General features: G+C 72.7%; 16 protein-coding genes. 9 read left to right on the forward strand and 7 right to left on the reverse strand.

What is annotated here, in order from left to right; translation table 11 throughout:
* Nucleotides 1-19 precede the first annotated feature (19 nt).
* Complete coding sequence (locus F4556_RS36410) at nucleotides 20-664, reverse strand: GNAT family N-acetyltransferase (protein WP_184923897.1); 645 nt, start codon at nucleotides 662-664, stop codon at nucleotides 20-22.
* 627 nt (nucleotides 665-1,291) lie between these two features.
* Here F4556_RS36410 and F4556_RS36415 point away from each other — a divergent pair.
* Both F4556_RS36415 and F4556_RS36420 read left to right on the forward strand, forming a co-directional pair.
* Nucleotides 1,292-1,927, forward strand: coding sequence for a PadR family transcriptional regulator (locus F4556_RS36415; RefSeq protein ID WP_184923899.1), 636 nt, complete (start codon nucleotides 1,292-1,294; stop codon nucleotides 1,925-1,927).
* Nucleotides 1,924-3,405 carry an FAD-dependent monooxygenase gene (locus F4556_RS36420; protein WP_184923901.1) on the forward strand — a complete coding sequence of 494 codons (1,482 nt, stop codon included), beginning with the start codon at nucleotides 1,924-1,926 and terminating at the stop codon, nucleotides 3,403-3,405. The genes F4556_RS36415 and F4556_RS36420 overlap by 4 nt, the downstream gene beginning before the upstream one ends.
* A 169-nt stretch (nucleotides 3,406-3,574) precedes the next feature.
* Here the strand turns inward: F4556_RS36420 and F4556_RS36425 are convergent, their stop codons facing one another.
* Both F4556_RS36425 and F4556_RS36430 read right to left on the reverse strand, forming a co-directional pair.
* Nucleotides 3,575-4,222: an SIMPL domain-containing protein gene (locus F4556_RS36425; protein WP_184923903.1), complete on the reverse strand. Its 648-nt coding sequence runs from the start codon at nucleotides 4,220-4,222 to the stop codon at nucleotides 3,575-3,577.
* A gap of 63 nt (nucleotides 4,223-4,285) precedes the next feature.
* Entirely contained in the window at nucleotides 4,286-5,242 is a 957-nt protein-coding gene (locus F4556_RS36430; RefSeq protein WP_184923905.1) for a GNAT family N-acetyltransferase, read from the reverse strand.
* A 347-nt stretch (nucleotides 5,243-5,589) separates the two neighbouring features.
* On the opposite strand from F4556_RS36430, the gene F4556_RS36435 reads away from it, so the two are divergent.
* Nucleotides 5,590-6,393 (forward strand): endonuclease I family protein, encoded by an 804-nt coding sequence (locus F4556_RS36435; protein ID WP_184923907.1) that lies wholly within the window; start codon nucleotides 5,590-5,592, stop codon nucleotides 6,391-6,393.
* Between the two features lie 68 nt (nucleotides 6,394-6,461).
* Here F4556_RS36435 and F4556_RS36440 read toward each other — a convergent pair whose 3' ends face one another.
* Nucleotides 6,462-7,082: an OmpA family protein gene (locus F4556_RS36440; RefSeq protein WP_184923909.1), complete on the reverse strand. Its 621-nt coding sequence runs from the start codon at nucleotides 7,080-7,082 to the stop codon at nucleotides 6,462-6,464.
* Between the two features lie 104 nt (nucleotides 7,083-7,186).
* Nucleotides 7,187-7,975 carry a maleylpyruvate isomerase family mycothiol-dependent enzyme gene (locus F4556_RS36445; protein WP_184923911.1) on the reverse strand — a complete coding sequence of 263 codons (789 nt, stop codon included), beginning with the start codon at nucleotides 7,973-7,975 and terminating at the stop codon, nucleotides 7,187-7,189.
* Between the two features lie 271 nt (nucleotides 7,976-8,246).
* Here F4556_RS36445 and F4556_RS36450 point away from each other — a divergent pair, with 271 nt between their 5' ends.
* The 6 genes from F4556_RS36450 (at nucleotide 8,247) to F4556_RS36475 (ending at nucleotide 16,850) form a co-directional block, all read left to right on the forward strand.
* Entirely contained in the window at nucleotides 8,247-9,368 is a 1,122-nt protein-coding gene (locus F4556_RS36450) for a serine hydrolase domain-containing protein (protein WP_184923913.1), read from the forward strand.
* Nucleotides 9,369-9,532: 164 nt separating this feature from the next.
* Complete coding sequence (locus F4556_RS36455; protein ID WP_184923915.1) at nucleotides 9,533-10,309, forward strand: MerR family transcriptional regulator; 777 nt, start codon at nucleotides 9,533-9,535, stop codon at nucleotides 10,307-10,309.
* Between the two features lie 95 nt (nucleotides 10,310-10,404).
* Nucleotides 10,405-11,592, forward strand: a complete 1,188-nt coding sequence (locus F4556_RS36460) for an AAA family ATPase (protein ID WP_313069128.1) — start codon at nucleotides 10,405-10,407, stop codon at nucleotides 11,590-11,592.
* Nucleotides 11,589-12,098, forward strand: a complete 510-nt coding sequence (locus tag F4556_RS36465; RefSeq protein WP_184923917.1) for a bpX5 domain-containing protein — start codon at nucleotides 11,589-11,591, stop codon at nucleotides 12,096-12,098. Before F4556_RS36460 ends, F4556_RS36465 begins: the two co-directional genes overlap by 4 nt.
* Nucleotides 12,099-12,180: 82 nt before the next feature.
* The gene (locus tag F4556_RS36470; RefSeq protein WP_184923919.1) at nucleotides 12,181-13,872 is read left to right on the forward strand and encodes a hypothetical protein; all 1,692 of its coding nucleotides are present in this window, start codon (nucleotides 12,181-12,183) and stop codon (nucleotides 13,870-13,872) included.
* Nucleotides 13,869-16,850, forward strand: a complete 2,982-nt coding sequence (locus F4556_RS36475; RefSeq protein ID WP_184923921.1) for a bpX6 domain-containing protein — start codon at nucleotides 13,869-13,871, stop codon at nucleotides 16,848-16,850. Before F4556_RS36470 ends, F4556_RS36475 begins: the two co-directional genes overlap by 4 nt.
* A 13-nt stretch (nucleotides 16,851-16,863) precedes the next feature.
* Here F4556_RS36475 and F4556_RS36480 read toward each other — a convergent pair whose 3' ends face one another.
* Both F4556_RS36480 and F4556_RS36485 read right to left on the reverse strand, forming a co-directional pair.
* The gene (locus F4556_RS36480) at nucleotides 16,864-17,100 is read right to left on the reverse strand and encodes a hypothetical protein (protein WP_184923923.1); all 237 of its coding nucleotides are present in this window, start codon (nucleotides 17,098-17,100) and stop codon (nucleotides 16,864-16,866) included.
* Nucleotides 17,101-17,219: 119 nt separating this feature from the next.
* Complete coding sequence (locus F4556_RS36485) at nucleotides 17,220-19,610, reverse strand: ATP-binding cassette domain-containing protein (RefSeq protein ID WP_184923925.1); 2,391 nt, start codon at nucleotides 19,608-19,610, stop codon at nucleotides 17,220-17,222.
* Nucleotides 19,611-19,790 lie beyond the last annotated feature (180 nt).

Below are 19,790 nucleotides of genomic sequence, written 5' to 3' on the forward strand. Positions count from 1 at the left end.
GGTGACGACAATGCCACGGTCAGGCTGGGGTGGGTGAACGGCGTTCGAGGTCGCGCGCGATCCGCTGTTCGAGCTGCTCCCGGCAGTCCGGCCACTCCGCGGCGGTGATCGAGAAGATCGCGGAGTCACGGAGCCGGCCCTCCTCGCCCGGCGCCCACGAGGTGGACCAGTTCCGCAGCACGCCCTCGAAGCGGGCGCCGACCCGTTCGATCGCCGCCCGCGAACGGCCGTTGCGCGCGTCCGTCTTCAGGTCGAGGCGGGCGACCTCCCAGTTCTCGAACGCGTGCCGGAACATCAGGTACTTGGCCTCGGTGTTCACCCCCGTGCCCTGCGCCGACGCCGCGAGCCAGGTGAACCCCACCTCGACCGCGAACAGACCGTCACCGGCCGGCCACCAGCGCGGATCCCAGAAGGCCGTGACCCCGACCGCCCGCCCCGAGGCCCGGTCCACCTGCGCATACGGAGCCAACGTCCCGGCGGCGGCGCGGCCAAGCTGAGCCTCGACATACCCCTCGACCTCGGCCGCCGTGGGCACCCAGGTGAACCCGTAGGAGTCCCGCTCCTCCTCCACCGCGACGGCCAGATCCGCCACGTGGCGGCGATCCAGCGGCTCCAGGCGCACGAGCGTGCCTTCCAGAACCGGTCCCTCGAACCTGAAGCCCAATGCGCTCACCAATCCACTGCCCCCACCGGGGAGTTCGTCTTTGGGGCCCAGCGTTCCAGAGGGAGCCGTGTGTGTCGCGTGATTTCGGCGCGCCAGGAGGGCTGTGCGGCGCCGGGCAACCGAGGATCGGCCCCGGCACGCCCTACTCGAGCTCTCGCGCCGACGGCAGAGGCGAACGTCCCAGGGCCCCGGGCGAGTACGTGGCTCTGGGATCGGGTGAGGCCAAGTGTCCACATCACTGCCGCTTCGTCTGAGTTCCCCTCAGAACGCCGGGCGCTGCCACCACTCAGAGGGGAGCGGGCACCATCGTGGCGCCTCGCCGCAGGCCGCCTGCCGCTGGGGTCGTAGACGCCGGGCAGCGGCCCGGCCAGCATCTCCAGGACCAGGCCGTGGGCGGGGCCGGCGGCGGGGTGCCGGGCCGCCAGGGCAGGCCGGGGCCGCGGTCGACCGGGGTCGGCACTCGCAGCAGCTTGGCGAGCCGGGCTGGACCGGACAGTCATGGCGCTCGACGTCGTCGGCGTCGCTTCCGAAGGTGTTCTGATGGTCCGTCATGCCAGACCTTCGCCTGGATCCGCCGCCGGCCGATGCCATATAGTCGGTTCCTACTATTAGGGAGCGGCGATATAGATGGCGAAGCGGAAGATCTCCAACACACTGGCGCTCGCCGTGCTGGGCCTGCTGCAAGAACAGCCGATGCACCCGTACGAGATGGCGTCCACCTTGCGGGAGCGGCACAAGGACGGCAGCTTCAAGGTCAACTCCGGGTCGCTGTACGACACGGTGGAGGCGCTGGTCCGGCACGGCTGGATCGAGCCGGTGGAGACGGAGCGCGACGGCAGGCGGCCGGAGCGAACCGTGTACGTGGCAACCGAGCTCGGCCAGAGCGAGTTCGTGCACTGGATCGATGAACTCCTCCGCACGCCCGTCGCGGAGTACCCGAAGTTCATGGCCGCGGTGTCCTATCTCGGCGCACTCGGTCCGAACAGGGCGACGGAGGCACTGGTCGAACGGGCGGGGCATCTGGCCCAGCGGATCGAGGAGACGAGCGCGGTGCTGGCCGACACGGTCGGCTCCGGCAAGGTCCCCCGGCTGTTCATGATCGAAACCGAGTGCGCATTGCACGCCTGGGAGGCCGAGTTGGCCTGGACGCGGCGGACCATCGCCGAAATCCGCGACGGCAGCCTGTTCTGGCCCCAGGTCGAGCGAACCGAACAAGGGTGGACCTGGTCCGCCCCCACCAACCGGGAAGGAAGCACCCGATGACCGAGGTGTTAATCGTGGGAGCCGGTCCGGCCGGGCTGCTGCTGGCCGGCGAGCTCCGGCTCGCCGGCGTCGACACGGTCGTGGTCGAACGCCACGCACAGCGGCCGGGCTATTGCCGGGGATTCAACCTCAACGCCCGCGCCCTGGACCTGCTGGCGCGACGCGGCCTCGCCGAGAGGCTCATCGCCGAGGGCCGGCAAGTGCCACACGCCGCGTTCTCCGGCCTGCCCGTGACGCTCACCCTCGCGGGCACACACACCGACCACCCGTACTCGCTGGGCATCCCGCAGACCCGGGTCGAGGAAATCCTCGAAGCGCACGCCCTCGACCTGGGAGCCGACATCCGGCGCGGACACGAACTGCGCACCCTGGAACAGGACTCCGAATCCGTCACCGCCACCGTCACCACCGGCGACGGTGAGTACCGCGTCCGGGCCGCGTACCTGGTCGGTTGCGACGGCGGCCGCAGCACCGTCCGCAAACAGGCCGGCATCGACTTCCCCGGTACCGAGGCGACCCGCTTTTTCCTGCTCGGCGACGTCGAGCTCGCAGACCCCGAGGCATTGCCGTTCGGCGCGACCACCGGCCCTGGCGGGAGCGTGTTCGTCATCCCCCGCCCCGGCTACGTCAGGGTCATCACCTCCGACCGGCAACCCCCCGCGGACAAGGACACCCCGGTCACCCTGGACCTGCTCCAAACCGCCGTGGACGACGCGCTCGGCCGCCACATCGAGCTGCGCGCCGCGCGCTGGCTGACCCGGTACGGCAACGCCGCCCGGCAGGCGGCCCAGTACGTCCGGGGCAGGGTCATCCTGGCCGGGGACGCCGCGCACATCCACCCGCCGGCCGGGGCGATCGGCGTCAACGTCGCCCTGGACGACGCGTTCAACCTGGGCTGGAAACTCGCCGCCACCGTGCACGGCACCGCGCCGGCCCACCTGCTCGACAGCTACCACACCGAACGCCACACCGCTGGTGCGCGTGTGCTGGCCAACACCCGGGCCCAGGTGCTGCTCGGCGACGCCGACGATCGGCTCGGGCCGATCGCCGACCTGCTCACCCGCGTCGCCGGCCACCCTGAGGGAAACCGCGCCTTCGCCGAGACCATCACCGGACTGGACACCCGCTACGAGATGCGCCCCGACTCCGACCACCCCTGGCTGGGCCGCCTGGCGCCCGACCTCGCCCTGACCACGGGCGACGGCCCCACGCGCCTGGCCGGGTTGCTCTCCTCGGGACGCGGCCTACTCCTCGACCTGACCGCAGGCAGCGCCATCCGCGAGTCGGCCGCAGGATGGGCGGACCGCGTGGACATCGTCACCGCGACATGCCCCGACCACCCCGAACTCCACGCCGTCCTCCTGCGGCCGGACGGACACACCGCCTGGCTGCGCGCCGCCGGTCACGAGCACGCCGACGGGCTCCACCAGGCGCTGCAACACTGGCACGGTCCGGCAGCACCGTCTGACGTCCCGTAGTCACCGATGAGGGTCCGGTAGACCACGACGGCGCAGTGCCCGGCCTCACCGAACCATTCAGGGGCCGGCCGGGCTTCACCCACGGTGAACCGGCACATGGCCTCCAATGCGCAGACAGGTGGACGGGGCTCGGCCGCGTTCGTGGCCGGGCCCCAGAACTGAGGTGATGTCAGCCGCTGATGATCGAGAAGCCGATCGTCACGCCCGCCGTGACAGTGATCTTGCCCGGGGCGAGGTCGCCCTCGCTTCCGGAACCGCCGCCCTGGCCGTGGCCGCGGTGGGAGTTCTGCAACTGCTCGGAGTCCACGTCCTTGATGTGGATGATGGGACCGAGCCGGACGCCGGCGGCTTCTGCGTACAGGGCCGCCTTCTCACGTGCAGCGGCCACCGCGGCCGCACGGGCCTGGGCGCGGAGTTCCTTCTTGGTGCTCACGTCGAACTCGACACCGTCGACCTGGTTCGCTCCGGCGTCGACGACGTCGACGAGAACGGTCTCCAGGAGGTCCAGCTCGCGCAGCTCGATCACGAACGAGGCCGTGCACTCGTACCCGAGGAACTTGCGCGGACTGCCGTAGTTCCAGGAGGACTTCAGGTCGAGGCGCGAGGTGGACACGGCCGTGTCGGGAATGCCGTGGCCGCGCAGCACCTCGCGGATCCGGTTGACGCTGCTCCGGGTGACCTCGAACGCCTCGCCCGGCTTCGGCCTGGTCTGGTGGATCGCCACGCGAAGGCGTGCCACATCCGGCGTGGCGTCCACGCTCGCCGCGCCGAATACGGATACACCCCATGGGGCGTCTATGGACTGCGTACCGTTCATGCCGCTCATCCAACCAGGTCGGCGATCAGCGAGGTACGGCTTTCGAGGCCGTTCGAAGGTGCCCTAACCGACGGGGCGGACCAGTTCCCAGGTGTCGACGGCGAAGTCCAGGGCCATGCCGTGGCGTTCGTAGAGTGCCAGTGCGCCGGTGCTGTTGTCGGTGTCGACGCCAAGGCCGACGCGGTCGCGGCCGAGTGCCGCGAAGGTGCCGAAGAAGTGGCGCAGCAGGTAGCTGCCGAGGCCCTGGCCGCGGGCGGGGGCGAGCACGCCGATGTTGGCCGCCCAGCCCATCGTGGTGCGGTCGTTGCGGGTGCGGAGTACGGCCACGTCGCCGACGTCCGCGAGGGTGGCGATCCAGATCAGCGACCAGTCGGCGCTCTCGCCGTCGATGTCGTGCAGCCACTGCTCGTAGCTGCGCGGCTGGAAGTCGAAGTGTCCGGCGAAGGACTCCTGGAGCAGCCGGTGGGCGGTCCGGCGGTCGTCCTCCGTACGGCAGCTGCGGAGCGTCACGCCAGCGGGCGGCTCGGGCAGCAGGTCGTCGGCCGAACTCACCGGGCGGGCCAGCACGTTGTACCGGCGGACCGGCTGCCATCCCCTGGCCCGGAGTGCGTCGGTGTCGACGGTGGGCGCGATGTTGAGGTGCATGTGGACCACGGCCCGCGAGGCGCCGTTGCCGGCGGCCCGCTCGGCAGCTCGGGCCTCCATCAGGTCGAACAGGTGCAGCGCGCCCGCCCGTTGGTCCGGCAGGACGTACTGGTCCATGTCGATCCGCTCGGCGCCGGAGTCGTCCCAGAGCAGGCCGTAGCCGACCAGTCGGGTGCCGTCGTACAGCAGCCAGGAGTCGTGGGCGAGTTCGACCTCGGGATGCTTGAGGTCGGCCTCGATCTCGTGCAGTTCGGTCTCGGCGCGGCCGATCTCGATCAGGTCGATCTCGTTGAGCAGTGCGCAGATGGCCTCGGCGTCGCCGAGAGTCGCCGGACGAACGGTCAGGCCGGCGGGCGGCATAGCAGTCGTGGTCATAGCGGTCACCTTGGCATCGGCCGGTCGGCTTCGCGAGCGAATTTCCAGGTCGCGGCGTCGGCGGGTCGCGGAGCAGGGATCCGCGCTGTCGTTCAAGGGCTGTCAACGACGGTAATTGCCAGGTGAGTTGAGCCTTGATCAGGCGCGATGCGGCTGCGCGGTCCGTGAGCGGTCGAGGCGGCCGTTGTATGCGAGAACGTCACAGAATGGCTTTCTCCCGGTTACACGGGCGACGCCCGGAACATGTCATGCTCCCGTTGACAAAAAAGTCAACACGCGTAGATCGTGGCATCCCTGAGCAGGTGTCACGTTCCGGCGCGTGCCGGTCCCCGGGAAAGGGCACCCCCATGTCCGTTGCGCAGACAGGTAGATGGAAGGTCCTGGCGGCAACCGTTTCCGCCGTCCTCGTCAGCCTCACCCTTCCGACGGTCGCCGCGACTCCGGCGAGCGCCACGACCACCGCGTACGACACCACGTACTACAAGAATGCGATCGGCAAGACCGGCACCAGCCTGAAGGCCTCGCTGCACACGATCATCAGCAGCCAGACCAAGATCTCCTACGACGCGGTCTGGAACGCGCTCAAGGTCACCGACCAGGACCCGAACAACAGCAACAACGTGATCCTGCTGTACAGCGGCACCTCGCGCAGCAAGAGCCTCAACGGCGGCAACGTCGGCGACTGGAACCGCGAGCACGTGTGGGCCCAGTCCCACGGCAACTTCGGCACCTCGGCCGGCCCCGGCACCGACCTGCACCACCTGCGCGCCGCCGACGTCCAGGTCAACAGCATCCGCGGCAACAAGGACTTCGACAAGGGCGGCAGCCCGGTCAGCGGCGCCCCCGGCAGCCTCACGGACTCCGATTCCTTCGAGCCGCGCGACGCGGACAAGGGCGACGTGGCCCGCATGATCCTCTACATGGCCGTCCGCTACGAGGGGGACGACGCCTTCGCCGACCTGGAGCCCAACGAGACCGTCCCAAACGGCAGCGTCCGCTTCATGGGCCGTCTCTCGGTGCTCAAGCAGTGGAACGAGCAGGACCCGCCGAGCGCCTTCGAGGAGAAGCGTAACCAGGTCATCTTCGACACGTACCAGAAGAACCGCAATCCGTTCATCGACCACCCGGAGTGGGTCGAGGCGATCTGGTAGGCCGGATCTGACGGTCCCTGAACTCCGGTCTGTGAGACGGGAGTTCAGGGCATCGTTACGACCGGAGGTCAGTGGCGGTTGCGGCCGGCGAACCAGGCGAGCGACCAGGCCGCCAGAGCCGCCACGACAAGGCCGAGTACGGAGAGCCACTCGGTCCCGTAGTGGCTGCCCCACCAGGTCTTGGCCGGGAAGAACGGATCGGCCTTCAGCAGGAATTCGACGGCATGCGCCCCGCCGCGCTCGGCGACGACGAGCGGTACGGAGTTGGCGAAGCCGAAGAACGCGCCGAGCGGCGCGATGACGGCCGCGCCGATCCGGGCACCGTTGCTGCGACGGCCCACCAGGCCCGCGAGAAGGCCGACGGCAGCGCCGTTGAGCAGGGCGTGCACCAGATAGAGCGCGTGCCGCGTGCTCTCGGACTGGTGCCGGTAGGTGGCGAAAATGATGCCGGTGTAGATCGCCGAGACGATGAACGAGACGATCAGTCCGAGCGCGACCGCGCCGACCGGGTTGCCGCGCCTCGGCTGTTGCGTCAACGGCGGTGCGGGGTAAGCCGGGTACGGCTGGCCGGGCGGCATCGGCGGCCGGCCCGGGTAGGCGGGCGGGGGACCGAATCCGGACGGCGGTTCGGGTATCAGGGCCTGGTTGTACGGGTTGAACTGCGGTGGCTGGGCCTGCGGTTGGCTCATCGATCCCCCGGGCGGTGAAGTCTGCTGGAGGGGCGAGGGTATCAACGCCGTAGGCGGGGCGTTGCTTGCTGCCATGCGGGAGCCCGGCCGAGCACCGGTAGGTCCTACTCCTCCGGCTCCCAGGCGCGGAGTACGTCGATCAGACCGGCGTCGCCGTCGATCCGCAGGGAGTCCGCCGGGAGGCGGTCGTACATGAAGAGGACCAGCTCACTGGCCGTGCCGTGGACGGCGGCGCCGACTGCGTCCAGGTCGTCGTCGGCTGTGGTGGCGGGCGCGGGGAGACGGGTGAAACGTGCGCCGGCGCCGTCGACCGTGAGGCGCCAGGAGCGGCCCTCGGTGGCGTGGAAGTCGAAGGCGGTGGGCTTGTGCGGCCAGGCGCTCGGCGTTGCGCAGCAGGTGGAGAGGAACTCCTCGGCACCGTCGAGTGCCACCTCGGTCGGCAGTGGTTGCGCGGCACCCACGGTGACCTGAGCGTCGTAGGTGTGCATCGCGATCTCGTGGAGCTGGTGCCGGGCGACGGCACCGCAGGTCTGCGGCGACTGCGACATGTCCCACCAGGTCCAGCAACCCCGATCCGGGCCGGCCGCCCGCAGGGCGTCCAGCATCTCCTGAGCTGACTCGGCCAACCAGCTCAGCTGGGCCTCGCGCTCCGCGGGCATGGTCGGTGCGGCCTCCGGTGTGGCCTTGGTGGTGGCGGCAGGTCCTGCGGCGACGGTGGCGGCCCAGGCGCGGCGTCCCTCGCCCAGGTGCCGCACCAGATCGAGCAACGTCCAGTCGGGGCAGGTCGGCACCTGCACGTCGAGGCTGGGCGCGGAGGCGACCGCGGCGCGGAAGGCGGTCGACCGTTCGTCGATCAGGCGCAGCAGGTCAGGGAAGTTCAGAGTCTGTTCCACGTGGGGTTTCTATCACCGGGCTTCGGCGATCGCATGCGATTTACCCGGCCGGTGCGAGGGGTACGCGGCACGGGCGGTCGCTGACAGGGCGTCAGGTCCAGTTGCACTGGTGGAAGGGGGCGGTGAGCGGATTGAGGGCGTAGTCCCAGGGCAAGTTCGCGGCCGCCGTCACCCTGTGAGCTGGAACACAGTTGAGGTTGACCTTGGGTCAGGCTGGAAGCTCGTCGCAACGGCCCGACGCCGACGCGGGCAGCAGATCTGAAGGAGCAACATGTCCATCAACCTTCCCGGTCGGAAGCAGGATCGCCCGGAGCTGCAGAAGGCGATCGAGGAGGTCGTCGAGGGCGGCGTTCTCGGGGTGCAGTTGCGGGTGAACGACGAGCAGGGTGAGTGGGTCGGCAGCGCCGGGGCACGCGAACTCGGCCGGAGCGCCGAGCCGCTGACCGACGGACACTTCCGCATCGGCAGCAGCACCAAGAGCTTCGTCGCGACATCGGTGCTCATGCTGGTGGCCGAGGGCAGGATCGGCCTGGACGCCCCGGCCGGTGACTATCTGCCAGGGTTCGGGCTGGACCGGCGGATCACGGTGCGGATGCTGCTGCAGCACACCAGCGGGATCTTCAGTCACACCGGCGAGCTTCACGAGGACGGGACGGTCGTTCCGGGCGTCCCCTGGCGGGGCAAGGAGTGGGTGGACAGGCGATTCCACACCTACCTGCCCGAGGAGCTGGTGCGGCTGTCGCTGTCCAAGCCGGCGCGGTTCGCGCCGGGGTCGGGCTGGAGCTACTCCAACACCAACTACGTGCTGGCCCGGCTGGTGATCGAGAGCGTCACCGGCCGGTCGTTCGCCGAGGAGCTGCAGAGGCTGATCCTGGGGCCGTTGGGGCTGACCGGCACCGTGGCGCCGGGCACCTCGCCGGAGGTGCCCGCGCCGCACAACCACGGCTACTACCGCTACCAGGACACCGAGCAGGAGAAGACGATCGACGTCACCCGCCACAACCCCTCCTGGGTCGCGGCCGGTGGCGACATGATCTCGACCACCCAGGACCTGCACACGTACTTCTCCGCGCTGATGGGCGGCAGGCTCCTGCCGGCCGGACTGCTGGCCGAGATGCGTACCCCGGAGGCGACGATCGGCTACGGCCTGGGGGTGTTCGCCCAGGACCTGGGTTCGGGCGGCGGCACCGTGTTCCACCACAACGGCGCCACCATCGGCTCGGCGGCGCTGATGTACGGCACGCCCGACGGGCGCACGACCATGACCGCCGGGCTGACCTACGTGGACGATGCCGACATGTCCATAGCGTCGGCATTCCAGACCGCCCAACAGCGGCTCGTCAGCGAGGTGTTCGGCGGTGGGCAGGCCGATCCGGCGCGGCCGACGGGCTGAACGCCCGGGGCCCGTACGCTTCGACGGCCGACCCCCATCCGGTCGTGGGTCGGACAGAACGCGAACCGGGGCCGCGCCGGCCGGACGGGCTCGGCGCGGCCCCTTCCCCTGCTCGGCCACGCTGTGCGTCGTGGCCGAGCCCGAGCACGAGGCAGGCTGAGCGGATGACGAGCGGGGTCACGATCGGACAGGCGGCGGCGTTCGTCGGCGTCACGGTGAAGACGGTGCGGCACTACCACCAGCACGGGCTGGTCGACGAGCCGCGGCGCGACGCCTCCGGCTACCGGCGGTACGGATCGGAGCAGCTGCTGCGGCTGGTGCAGGTCCGGACGCTGGCCGCCGCCGGGGTGCCGCTGGCCGGGATCGGCCCGATGCTCGACGCCGACGCGGGCCAGTTCGCCAACGCCCTCGCCGACGTCGCGCAGCAGCTCACCGAACGGATCGCGGACCTGACCGCGCGCCTCGACCTCCTGCACCGGCTCGCCGAAGGCGACCGGGCCCTGCTGCCCGAGCGCGCCTGCGCGATCCTGGACCGGATGCCCGGCCTCGGCTTCGGCCCCGACTACGTGGCCGCGCAGCGCGAGGCGCTGGTACTGGCCAGGGTGCTGGTGCCGGAGGGCTTCGACGGCTTCCTGTCCCAGCTCGAACACCGGCTGGAGGACCCCGAGTACATCGATCTGGCCAAGCGCGGCCAAGAGGCCGAGACCTGGGAACCGGACGACCCGAGGATCGAAGAACTCGCGACCGCCATGGCCGACCACTACCTCGCCAACCCCGCACTGCTGGGAAACCCCACCAGCCAGCGGGCCTGGAACAAGGCCTCCACCCAATACCGGCTGATCAACAACCACCGCGGGGACCAGGCCCCGGTCTCAGCCCGCCTGACCGCGCTCACCGAGGCCAGACTCCGCTCCGCAGGCGTACCCATCCCACGCCAATGACGGAAGCCTTGCGATGCGGGGTCCGGGCCGGGCCGGGTGGACGTAGCGAAACCCGCTGGTAGGTGGGCATGGCAGGCCCGTAGAATCCCGTGCTCGTGACCGAGATCAGTACCGTCCCGAGCAACATACCCGCCGCGCCCGACCGTTCGCCGCCGGCTGCGGACGCCGAACTGATCGGCGCCGCCGTGGCCGCTGCGGGCCGGGGCCTGGTCGACCGGGAGACGGTGGCCGAGGTGGTGATGCTCTGCGCGGTCGCGGGGGAGCACCTGTTGGTGGTCGGTGCGCCTGGCACCGGGAAGTCCGAGGCCGTGCGCCGGATGGCCGGGCAGCTCGGGGGGCGCTACTTCGAGTACCTGCTCGGCCGGTTCACCGAGCCGAACGAGCTGTTCGGGCCGGTGGACCTGCGCGGGCTGCGGGAGGGGCGGGTCGAGTTCGAGACGGCCGGGATGCTCCCGGAGGCCGAGATCGCCTTCCTGGACGAGGTCTTCCTCGGTTCCACGGCGGTGCTGAACACCCTGCTCGGACTGCTCAACGAACGGGTTTTCCGCCGGGGCAGGACCGTCCTCGCCAGCCCGTTGCGGATCTGCGTGGGTGCCGCCAACCACCTGCCCGAGGACCCGGCGCTGGCCGCCTTCGCGGACCGCTTCCTGGCCCGGGTCTTCGTCGAGCCGGTGGCCGACGCCCGGTTGGAGGAGCTGCTGGAGGCCGGCCGTCGCCCCGCCGCCGGGCCCGCGGCCCACGGCGCCCCCGGAGAGATCCTTGCCGCCGTGGACCGGCTGGCCGCCGCCGCCCGCGCCTGCGACCTCGACGAGGTCACCCCGCTGGTCGGGACGGCGCTGCGCCGACTGCGCGGCGCCGGGGTGCCGGTCAGCGACCGCCGGGCGGTGCGTTCGCAGAAACTCGTCGCCGCCGCTGCCGTGCTGGACGGCCGGACGGTCGCCTCCGCGCGCGACCTCTGGGTGCTGCCGCTGGTCGCCCCGACCGCCGACACCCAGGCGCTGGCCCGGGACACCCTCGCCGATCTGGTGGAGAAGTCCGCCAACCGCAGCCTGGTGCACGCCGCCGAGGAGCTCTCCCGCAGCACGGCCGCCCGCGCCGAGCGGCTGGCCCACACCGGCACCGCGCTGCTCGCCGAGCACCAGGGCCTCCCCGAGGGGCGGGACTCGCGGCTGCGGCTGGAGGCCGCCCTGCGCGAGATCGACGCGGGCTTCGACCCGGCCGACCTGCCGGCCGCGCTGGCCGGGATACGGGCCGAGCTGGTCGCGGCGGTCACTCCCTCGTGACCCTCGCCCAGCCGTCCCCGCACACGCCCGGCCCACACTCGCCCGGCCCGTCCTTCCCGCTCCGCTGGGAGCGCCGCGAGCCGCCGCTGCCGGCCGTCGCCGTCCTGGCGGTCGGCGCCGCGGTGCCCGGCCTGGCCCTCGCGGCCCGGGAACGGGTCCGTGCCGGGGCCCGCCTCGCCGTGCTCGCCGAGGACGGTCCGGGCCTGCCCGTCGCCGACCGGGTGCTGCTCGTCCTCGGCGCGGAGCAGGACCTGCCGTGGGCGGACGGTGCCCGCTACCTGGGCCGCGACGCGGGCCTGCTGACGCCCACCATCGCCCGCCCCGAGCCCGCCACCGCGCTCTGGCGCCGGGCGCTCGGCGCGGCGGAGGGCCAGCTGTGCGTGCTCGTCCCCGGCCGTGCGCTGGTCGCCGACCCGCCGGTGCCGCTCACCTCCGGAGAGGCGCTGGATCCGTTCGTTCAGCCGACGGGCGCCGCTCCCGACGGCGGAGCGGACGGCACGTCATGACCCGGACGAAGCTGTATTTCACCGCACAACTCCGGCCCAGCAACGTGCACTTGGTGAGTGACTCCCGCTGGAGGGCGAGCCGGTGACGACCTCCCGCCTGCCCGCCGCCCTCGCCCCGTGGGCCGGCACCCTCTCGGTGATCTCGCCCGAACTCGCCGTCGCCCTGGGCCCGTTGCTGCGCCGCCTGGACGCCCTGATCGGCGATCGCGAGCCGGTGGCGGACGTCCACGGTGACCCTGACGGTCTCGGCGGGCTCGCCCGCTCGGGGCGGCCGGACCAGCTGCTGCCGTCCGAGTGGCTGCTCGCGGACGAGTACCCCGAGGAGTTCCTGCGCCGCCTGGTGGACGGTGAACTGCTGCACCTGGCACCGGAGTTCAGTACGCCGACGGTGCGCGGCCGGCTGGTCGCGCTGGTCGACGCGGGCCCCGCCCAGGCAGGTGCCGGGCGGCTGGTCCAGCTCGCCGCGCTGCTCGTCCTGCACCGCCGGGCGGCCGCGCGCGGCACCGAACTGGTCGTCGGCGTGCTCGGCGACCCGTCGGGGCACCCGCTGACCGGTGACCTGGCCGAGCTGCTGCCGGCCTGGCTGGCCGCCCGTCGGCCCGTCGACCCGACGCCCGCGGACGTGGAACGCGCTCTGGCGGACCTGGACGCCGCCGACCGGGCCTGGCTGCTGACCTCGCCCCGGCTGGCCGAACGGATCCCGCCCCGCCCCGGGGTCCTGACCAGCGAGCCCGCCCGCTGGTCCGCCGACGGCGCGGGCCACGTGCTGGTCAGGCTCGACGGCGCTACGGCCGAACTCCCGCTGCCCGCAAGCCCGATCGCGGTCCGGACCCTGCGCGGCGCGGAGTTCCGCCGGGGCGCCCCGGTCGCTGTCGCCGCACCGGCCGAGGACGCCCGGGAAGCGGAGCACCCGACCCTGCCCGCCTTCACCAGCGACGCCCGGACCCTGCTGGCCCGGGGCGCGCAGCCCGCCACCCTGCTCGCCGTCAACCTGCCGAACCCCGACGGCAACCGCACCAGCGTCCTGCGGATGCGCCGCCACGACCTGCCCGGGCCGGTGCTCGCCGCCGGTCGGACCGGCCGCCGCCTGATCGCCCTGTGCGTCGAGGGCGACCGGCTCACCGCCCAGGTGATCGGCCGTCAGATCGGTGACCCCGGCGCGTACTCCGCCGAGCTCGCGGCCTTCGGCGTCGAACCCGCCCAGCTGGAAGAGCTGTTGGCCGGTCCGGTGCTGCCGCTGCTGCGCCGGAGCGAGGACCTGGAGCTCCCGCTGGCCGGCCGCTGGTGGCGGATCCGACCGGACGGCAGCGTCGCCGACGACGGCCCGGTCGGCTGGGGGACGCGCGACCGTACGCCCTTCAACCGGCTCCGCGAGCCGCGGCTGTTCGACGGCCGGGTGCACGAGGAGGCGCGCGGCGTCCACCACTTCCTGCACAGCGGCGGCTCGCAGGCCTGGTCGCGCGACGGCCGGACCTGGGAGGTGCGCACCGCGCAGGGCTCCGCGAGTCGCATCGCCTTCCGCGAGCAGGCCGAGGTGATCGGCCTCGTCCACGGGCAGCAACTCGCGCTGATCACCGTCAGCCGCAGCGGCCAGCTGGTCCGTAGCCTGCGTGCCGACGGCACGCGGACGCTGACCCGCTTCTCCGGCGGCACGGGCCCGCCCGCCGTGCACCCCAGCAGGCCGCTGATCGCCGCCGAGACCCGGCCGGGCCGGATCGTGGTCGGCGACGCGAACACCGGCCGCATCCAGTTCCTGATCGGGGGCACCGAGTGAGCACCACCCCGGACGCGGCGTTCCGCGCCGCCGTCACCGCCACCGGGTTCGTCCTCGACGTACCCGTGATCGGTGCGGCCGAGGCCGCCGAGCGTGTGGTCGAGTCCTGGCAGGACGGCGCCGAGCTGCGCCGACTGCCGGACGGCCGCTGGCTGTTCACCCTGGCGGCCGCCGTGCGGATCCGGACCGACCGGGCGCCCGGGCTCCCCGTGGTGCGCACGGCCACGGGAGGGTCGGCCGCCCTGGGGGCCGACGCCCCCCTGGTGACGGCCGGTCAACTCGCGCTCGCCTCAGGCGGCTTGACGACCGTTCAGCCGATCGCGGGGCTGGCGGAGGTGGACCCGTCCGGCTGGCTCGACCTCTCCGGGCTCACGGTGCACCGCCCACGGCCGGTCGGCGCCGCCGCGCCCGAGGCCGCTCCGGTGGTCGAGGCCCTGCCGGAGCAGCCGCGCCCCGACCTGCGCGCGGCGGCCGGCATCGCGCCCCCGTCGGAGCGGGCCCGGCAGCTCAGCGAGGACGCCCCGGCGGCCTCCCGTCGTGGGTGGCACCGGTTCCGGCCGCGACTGCCCCGGCCTGTACCGGTCGGGCCGCTCGCGGTCTGCGCCGGTGTGCTCCTGGTGTGCGTCCTGGTGGTGACCACCTGGAACACCCGGCTGGTCCCCGGGCTCGACCTCCCGGGCTGGGGGCTCGGGCTGGTGATCGCCGCCGCCGTGGCGGCAGCCCGCGCCCGCAAGCACGTCGAGACCACCGAGGCCGCTCGGGCTGCGGCCGGCTCCGTCGGGGCGCCGGGCCGCCGCGCGCAAATCCGCCGGCGGTCGTTCGGTTCCCTGCGGGCCCGGCTGACGAGGCGTAGGACAGGCGACCCGGTCCAGGGCGCCGCCGCCGGAGCGTCCAGCCGTCCGAAGACCCGTCGGCCGCTGTTCGCCCCGCTGCTGGCCCGCCTGACGATGCGTACGGCGGGCAACCTGGTCCGCGGCCGGCACGCGCGCTACCTGCGTGAGCTGACCAGGGCGTTCGAGCAGCGCCAGTGGGAGGACGCGCTGCGGGACGCGATCCGGCTGGCGGGCGAGCGGCCGGCCGACCAGGAGTCCTGGCTCACCCTCGGCCTGCCCCGCCGCCACACCGGCGAGCTGCGCGCCACGCCCCGGGCCGGCGACTCGGCTGCCTCGTCCCCGCTCTCCGGCCCGAGCGTGCACCAGCACCTCGCCGCGCTCTACCGCAGCGCCGCCGAGGACCTGGAGCGCGCGGGCCGGATCGACGAGGCCGCCTTCGTCCTCGCCGACCTGCTGGACGCCCCGGCCGAGGCGGTCGCGCTGCTGGCCCGGCACGGCCGGTCCGCAGCGGCGGCCGAGCTGGCGGAGGGCCGAGAGCTGGCCGCCGACCTGGTGGTCCGGCTCTGGTGGCAGGCGGGCGAGCGCGAGCGCGCCGTCCGGACGGCACACCGCCGGGGTGCCTTCGCCCTGGCTGTCGAACGCCTCTCGGCCGAAGACCCGGACGCCGCACGCGAGTTGCGTACCGCCTGGGCCGCGCACCGAAGGGAGTCCGGTGACCGGCTGGGCGCTGCCGAGGTCCTCTGGCCGGACGTGTCGCTGCGTCGCTCGGCGGCCGCCGACCTGCGGGACGCGGTCGCCCTCGGCGGGGCGACCCGCAGCCGCGCGCTGCCGTACCTGCTGGCGCTCGGCGCGGGGGACGCGACCCGCGGGCTCGCCCTGGCCCTCCTCGACAGCGAGGGCGACCCGGCCGTCACCGGACGGTCGGTGCTGGCCGCCGGGCTGGCCCGACTCCCCGCCGCCGACCCGGCCGCGGACCGCGAACTCGCCACGGCGGCGGCCCGCGCGGTGGTCCGGGACGGCGGCTTCGGCGGCGACCTCACCGAGCGGGACGGGCGCTCCGCCCACCAGAAGCTGCTGGGCCGGGCCGACCCGCTGGTGGCGGCCGACCTCGCCAAGCCACGCCCGCCGACCCGGAGCGGTGTGCGCGCCACCCCCGTGCACAGCGCCACCGACCGCCCCGGCACGCTGCCGGTGCTGGACGCGGCGGTGCTCGGCTCCGGCGCCGTCCTGGTCGCCTGCGGCCAGGCGGGCGTCCGCCTGCTGACCTCCGACGGCCGCACCAAGGCCCAATGGGACGTGCCCGCCGACCAGTTGGTGCTCGCCGACCACGGCGGCTCCGCACTCCTGGTGGCGGGCTACGGACAGACCAAGGAGATCACCCGGCTGGATCTCGCCACCCGCACCGTCCGCCCCTGGACGACGCTGCGCACCCAGCAGATCGCCGGCTCCTACGACGGCCGTCACCTGATCACGGGCGACGGCGAGGGCATCGTGGTGCTGGACACCCTCGCCGCCGGGCCCACCGTGGTCTGGCGCGAACTCGGCGGCCGCGAGCGGCTGGTGGGCACCGTCGCCCGCGCGGCCGACCGCTGTGCGGCCGTCGTGGTCTCGCCGCTGCCCGACGGCTCACCGATGTTCGAGCTCTGGCGCTGGGACCTGCCCGGCTGGGAGCTGCGCTCCCGGATGCGGCTGGACGCGTTCCACCCCGACCACTCCGTGGCGCTCACGGGTGGGCTGCTCGCCGCCGTACCGCAGGCGGCTGACGGGGCGTCCGGGGCTGACGGCGCGTCCGGAGCTGACGAGGTGTCGACCCGGATCACCCTGGACCTGGTCACCGGGCGCCCGACCGTGCCCGAGCACGGGGTCGCGGGCCTCGCGCCGTCGGGCCCGGTCGGCGACGGCGAGCACTGGGCGCTCCCGGTGCCCGACCCGGCCGGTACCGGGTTCCTGCTGCACACGGGCAGCGGAGCGAGCCCGGTCCCGACGGCCATCGTCCTGTTCCCGGGGGCCGATCTCCGCCACGCCCCGGGCCTGCGGCGGCACGCCCACGCGGTCACCTACCGGCACCGCTCCGGCCGCGTCCTCGCCACCACTCCGGACGGCGCCACCGTGCTCGCCAACCTGCGCGTCACCGGCAGCCGCTGACCGGGCCGCCCGGTCAGACGGCGGAGGGCGCGATCCGAGAGGCCGGCAGGAGCGAGGCGGCCGTGCCCGTACCGGAAAGGGTGTCGGCGTCGCCGATGGGCAGGACCCCGGTGACGCTGTCGACCGTGGTGGCGCCGACCGGCTCTGTGGTCTCGGCGGTGGCGTGGGCATGGGCCGCATGGGGTGCGGTCAGGGAGAGGGCGACGCCGGTGGCGAGGGATGCGGCGGCGAGCAGGCTGCGCTTCTTCATACCCGGTTCAACGCCTGAGCGCCGCGGGGGGCACGGGTGATTCGGCAGTGCGTACGTCAGGGCAGACGAACGCCCGCTCTGCCCGTCCTCCCACGGGCAGAGCGGGCGGCCGGCCCCGGTCAGGCGCCGACGTACGCCGCGAGGTGTTCGCCGGTGAGGGTGGAGCGGGCGGCGACCAGGTCGGCCGGGGTGCCCTCGAAGACGATCCGGCCGCCGTCGTGGCCGGCGCCGGGGCCGAGGTCGATGATCCAGTCGGCGTGGGCCATGACCGCCTGGTGGTGCTCGATGACGATGACCGACCTGCCGGAGTCGACCATCCGGTCGAGCAGGCCGAGCAGGTGCTCGACGTCGGCGAGGTGGAGGCCGGTGGTCGGTTCGTCGAGGACGTAGACCACGCCCTTCTCGGCCATGTGGGTGGCCAGCTTGACCCGTTGCCGCTCGCCGCCGGAGAGGGTGGGGAGCGGCTGGCCGAGGGTGAGGTAGCCGAGTCCGACGTCCACGAGCCGCTGGAGGATGGCGTGCGCGGCCGGCGTCCGCGCCTCGCCGCTGCCGAAGAACTCCTCGGCCTCGGTCACCGACATCGCGAGCACCTCGCTGATGTCGCGCCCACCGAGGCGGTGCTCCAGCACCGAGGCGTCGAACCGCTTGCCCTCGCACTCCTCGCAGGTGGTCGCGACGCCCGCCATCATCCCCAGGTCGGTGTAGATGACACCGGCGCCGTTGCAGTTGGGGCAGGCGCCCTCGGAGTTGGCGCTGAACAGCGCCGGCTTCACCCCGTTGGCCTTCGCGAACGCCTTGCGGATCGGCTCCAGCAGCCCGGTGTACGTGGCCGGGTTGCTCCGTCGCGAGCCGCGGATCGCACCCTGGTCGATCGACACCACGCCCGCGCCCTTGGGGATCGAGCCGTGCACGAGTGAGCTCTTGCCGGAGCCCGCCACGCCGGTGATGACGGTCAGCACCCCGAGCGGGATGTCGACGTCGACCTCGTGCAGGTTGTTCGCCGTCGCGCCGCGGATCTCCAGCGCGCCGGTGGGCTTGCGCACCGTCTCCTTGACGGCGGCCCGGTCGTCGAGGTGACGGCCGGTCAGGGTACCGGCCGAGCGCAGCTCCTCGACGGTGCCCTCGAAGCAGACGGTGCCGCCCGCCGTACCGGCGCCGGGGCCGAGGTCGACCACGTGGTCGGCGATCGCGATCGCCTCCGGCTTGTGCTCCACGACCAGCACCGTGTTGCCCTTGTCCCGAAGCCGCAGCAGCAGGTCGTTCATCCGCTGGATGTCGTGCGGGTGCAGACCGATGGTGGGCTCGTCGAAGACGTAGGTGGTGTCGGTGAGCGAGGAGCCGAGGTGACGGATCATCTTGACGCGCTGCGCCTCGCCGCCCGACAGCGTGCCGGCCGGCCGGTCGAGCGAGAGGTAGCCGAGGCCGATCTCGACGAAGGAGTCGAGGGTCTGCCGGAGCGCGAGGAGCAGCGGCGCCACTGACGGATCGTCGAGGCCGCTGACCCACTTCGCCAGGTCGCTGATCTGCATCCGGCAGGCGTCGGCGATGCTGATCCGCTGGATCTTCGAGGACCGGGCGCCCGCGCTGAGCCGGGTGCCCTCGCAGTCGGGGCAGGTGGTGAAGGTGACCGCCCGGTCCACGAACTCCCGGATGTGCGGCTGCATCCCCTCCCGGTCCTTGGCCAGGAAGGACTTCTGGATCCGCGGGATCAGCCCCTCGTAGGTCATGTTGATGCCCGCGATCTTCATCTTGGTCGGCTCGCGGTGCAGGAAGTCCTGCAGTTCCTTCTTGGTGAACTTGCGGATCGGCTTGTCGGAGGCGAAGAAGCCCGACTCGCTGTAGAGCCGGTAGTTCCAGCCGCCGGCCTTGTAGCCGGGGATGGTCAGCGCGCCCTCGTCGAGCGACTTGGAGTCGTCGTACAGCTGGGTGAGGTCGACGTCGGAGACCGAGCCTCGGCCTTCGCAGCGCGGGCACATGCCGCCGGTGACGGTGAAGCTGCGGCGCTCCTTGACGGTCTGTCCGGCGCGCTCGGTGGTGATCGCGCCCGCTCCGCTGACCGAGGCGACGTTGAAGGAGAACGCCTGGGGCGAGCCGATGTGCGGCTTCCCGAGCCGGCTGAACAGGATGCGCAGCATCGCGTTGGCGTCGGTGGCGGTGCCGACCGTGGAGCGGGGGTCCGCGCCCAGCCGCTCCTGGTCGACGATGATCGCGGTGGTCAGCCCTTCGAGCACGTCCACGTCGGGCCGGGCCAGGGTCGGCATGAAGTTCTGCACGAAGGCGCTGTAGGTCTCGTTGATCAGCCGCTGCGACTCGGCGGCGATGGTGCCGAACACCAGGGAGCTCTTGCCCGAGCCCGAGACCCCGGTGAACACCGTGAGCCGGCGCTTGGGGATCTCGATGCTGACGTCCTTGAGATTGTTCACGCGCGCGCCGTGCACGCGGATCAGATCGTGGCTGTCGGCGACGTGCGGTGCGGACGCCTGCGGGTCCGTCCGCTTGGCCCTGCTCATGGTGTCTCCATCCGTCTCAGGCGGGACCGCCCCCGCGGTCTCCGTCACTGTCGCGCTCGGCGCGGTGACCAAGGTATCCAAGCCGGTCCGGCCCGGGGTGGCAGCGGCTCGCGCGGCGGACCCCGGCCGAGGAGTCGGGCCGGGGTCCGCCGCGGGATGCCGGGGGCTGCTGGTCGGGGC

Origin of the sequence: Kitasatospora gansuensis (genome assembly GCF_014203705.1) — a bacterium.
Taxonomy (GTDB): domain Bacteria; phylum Actinomycetota; class Actinomycetes; order Streptomycetales; family Streptomycetaceae; genus Kitasatospora; species Kitasatospora gansuensis.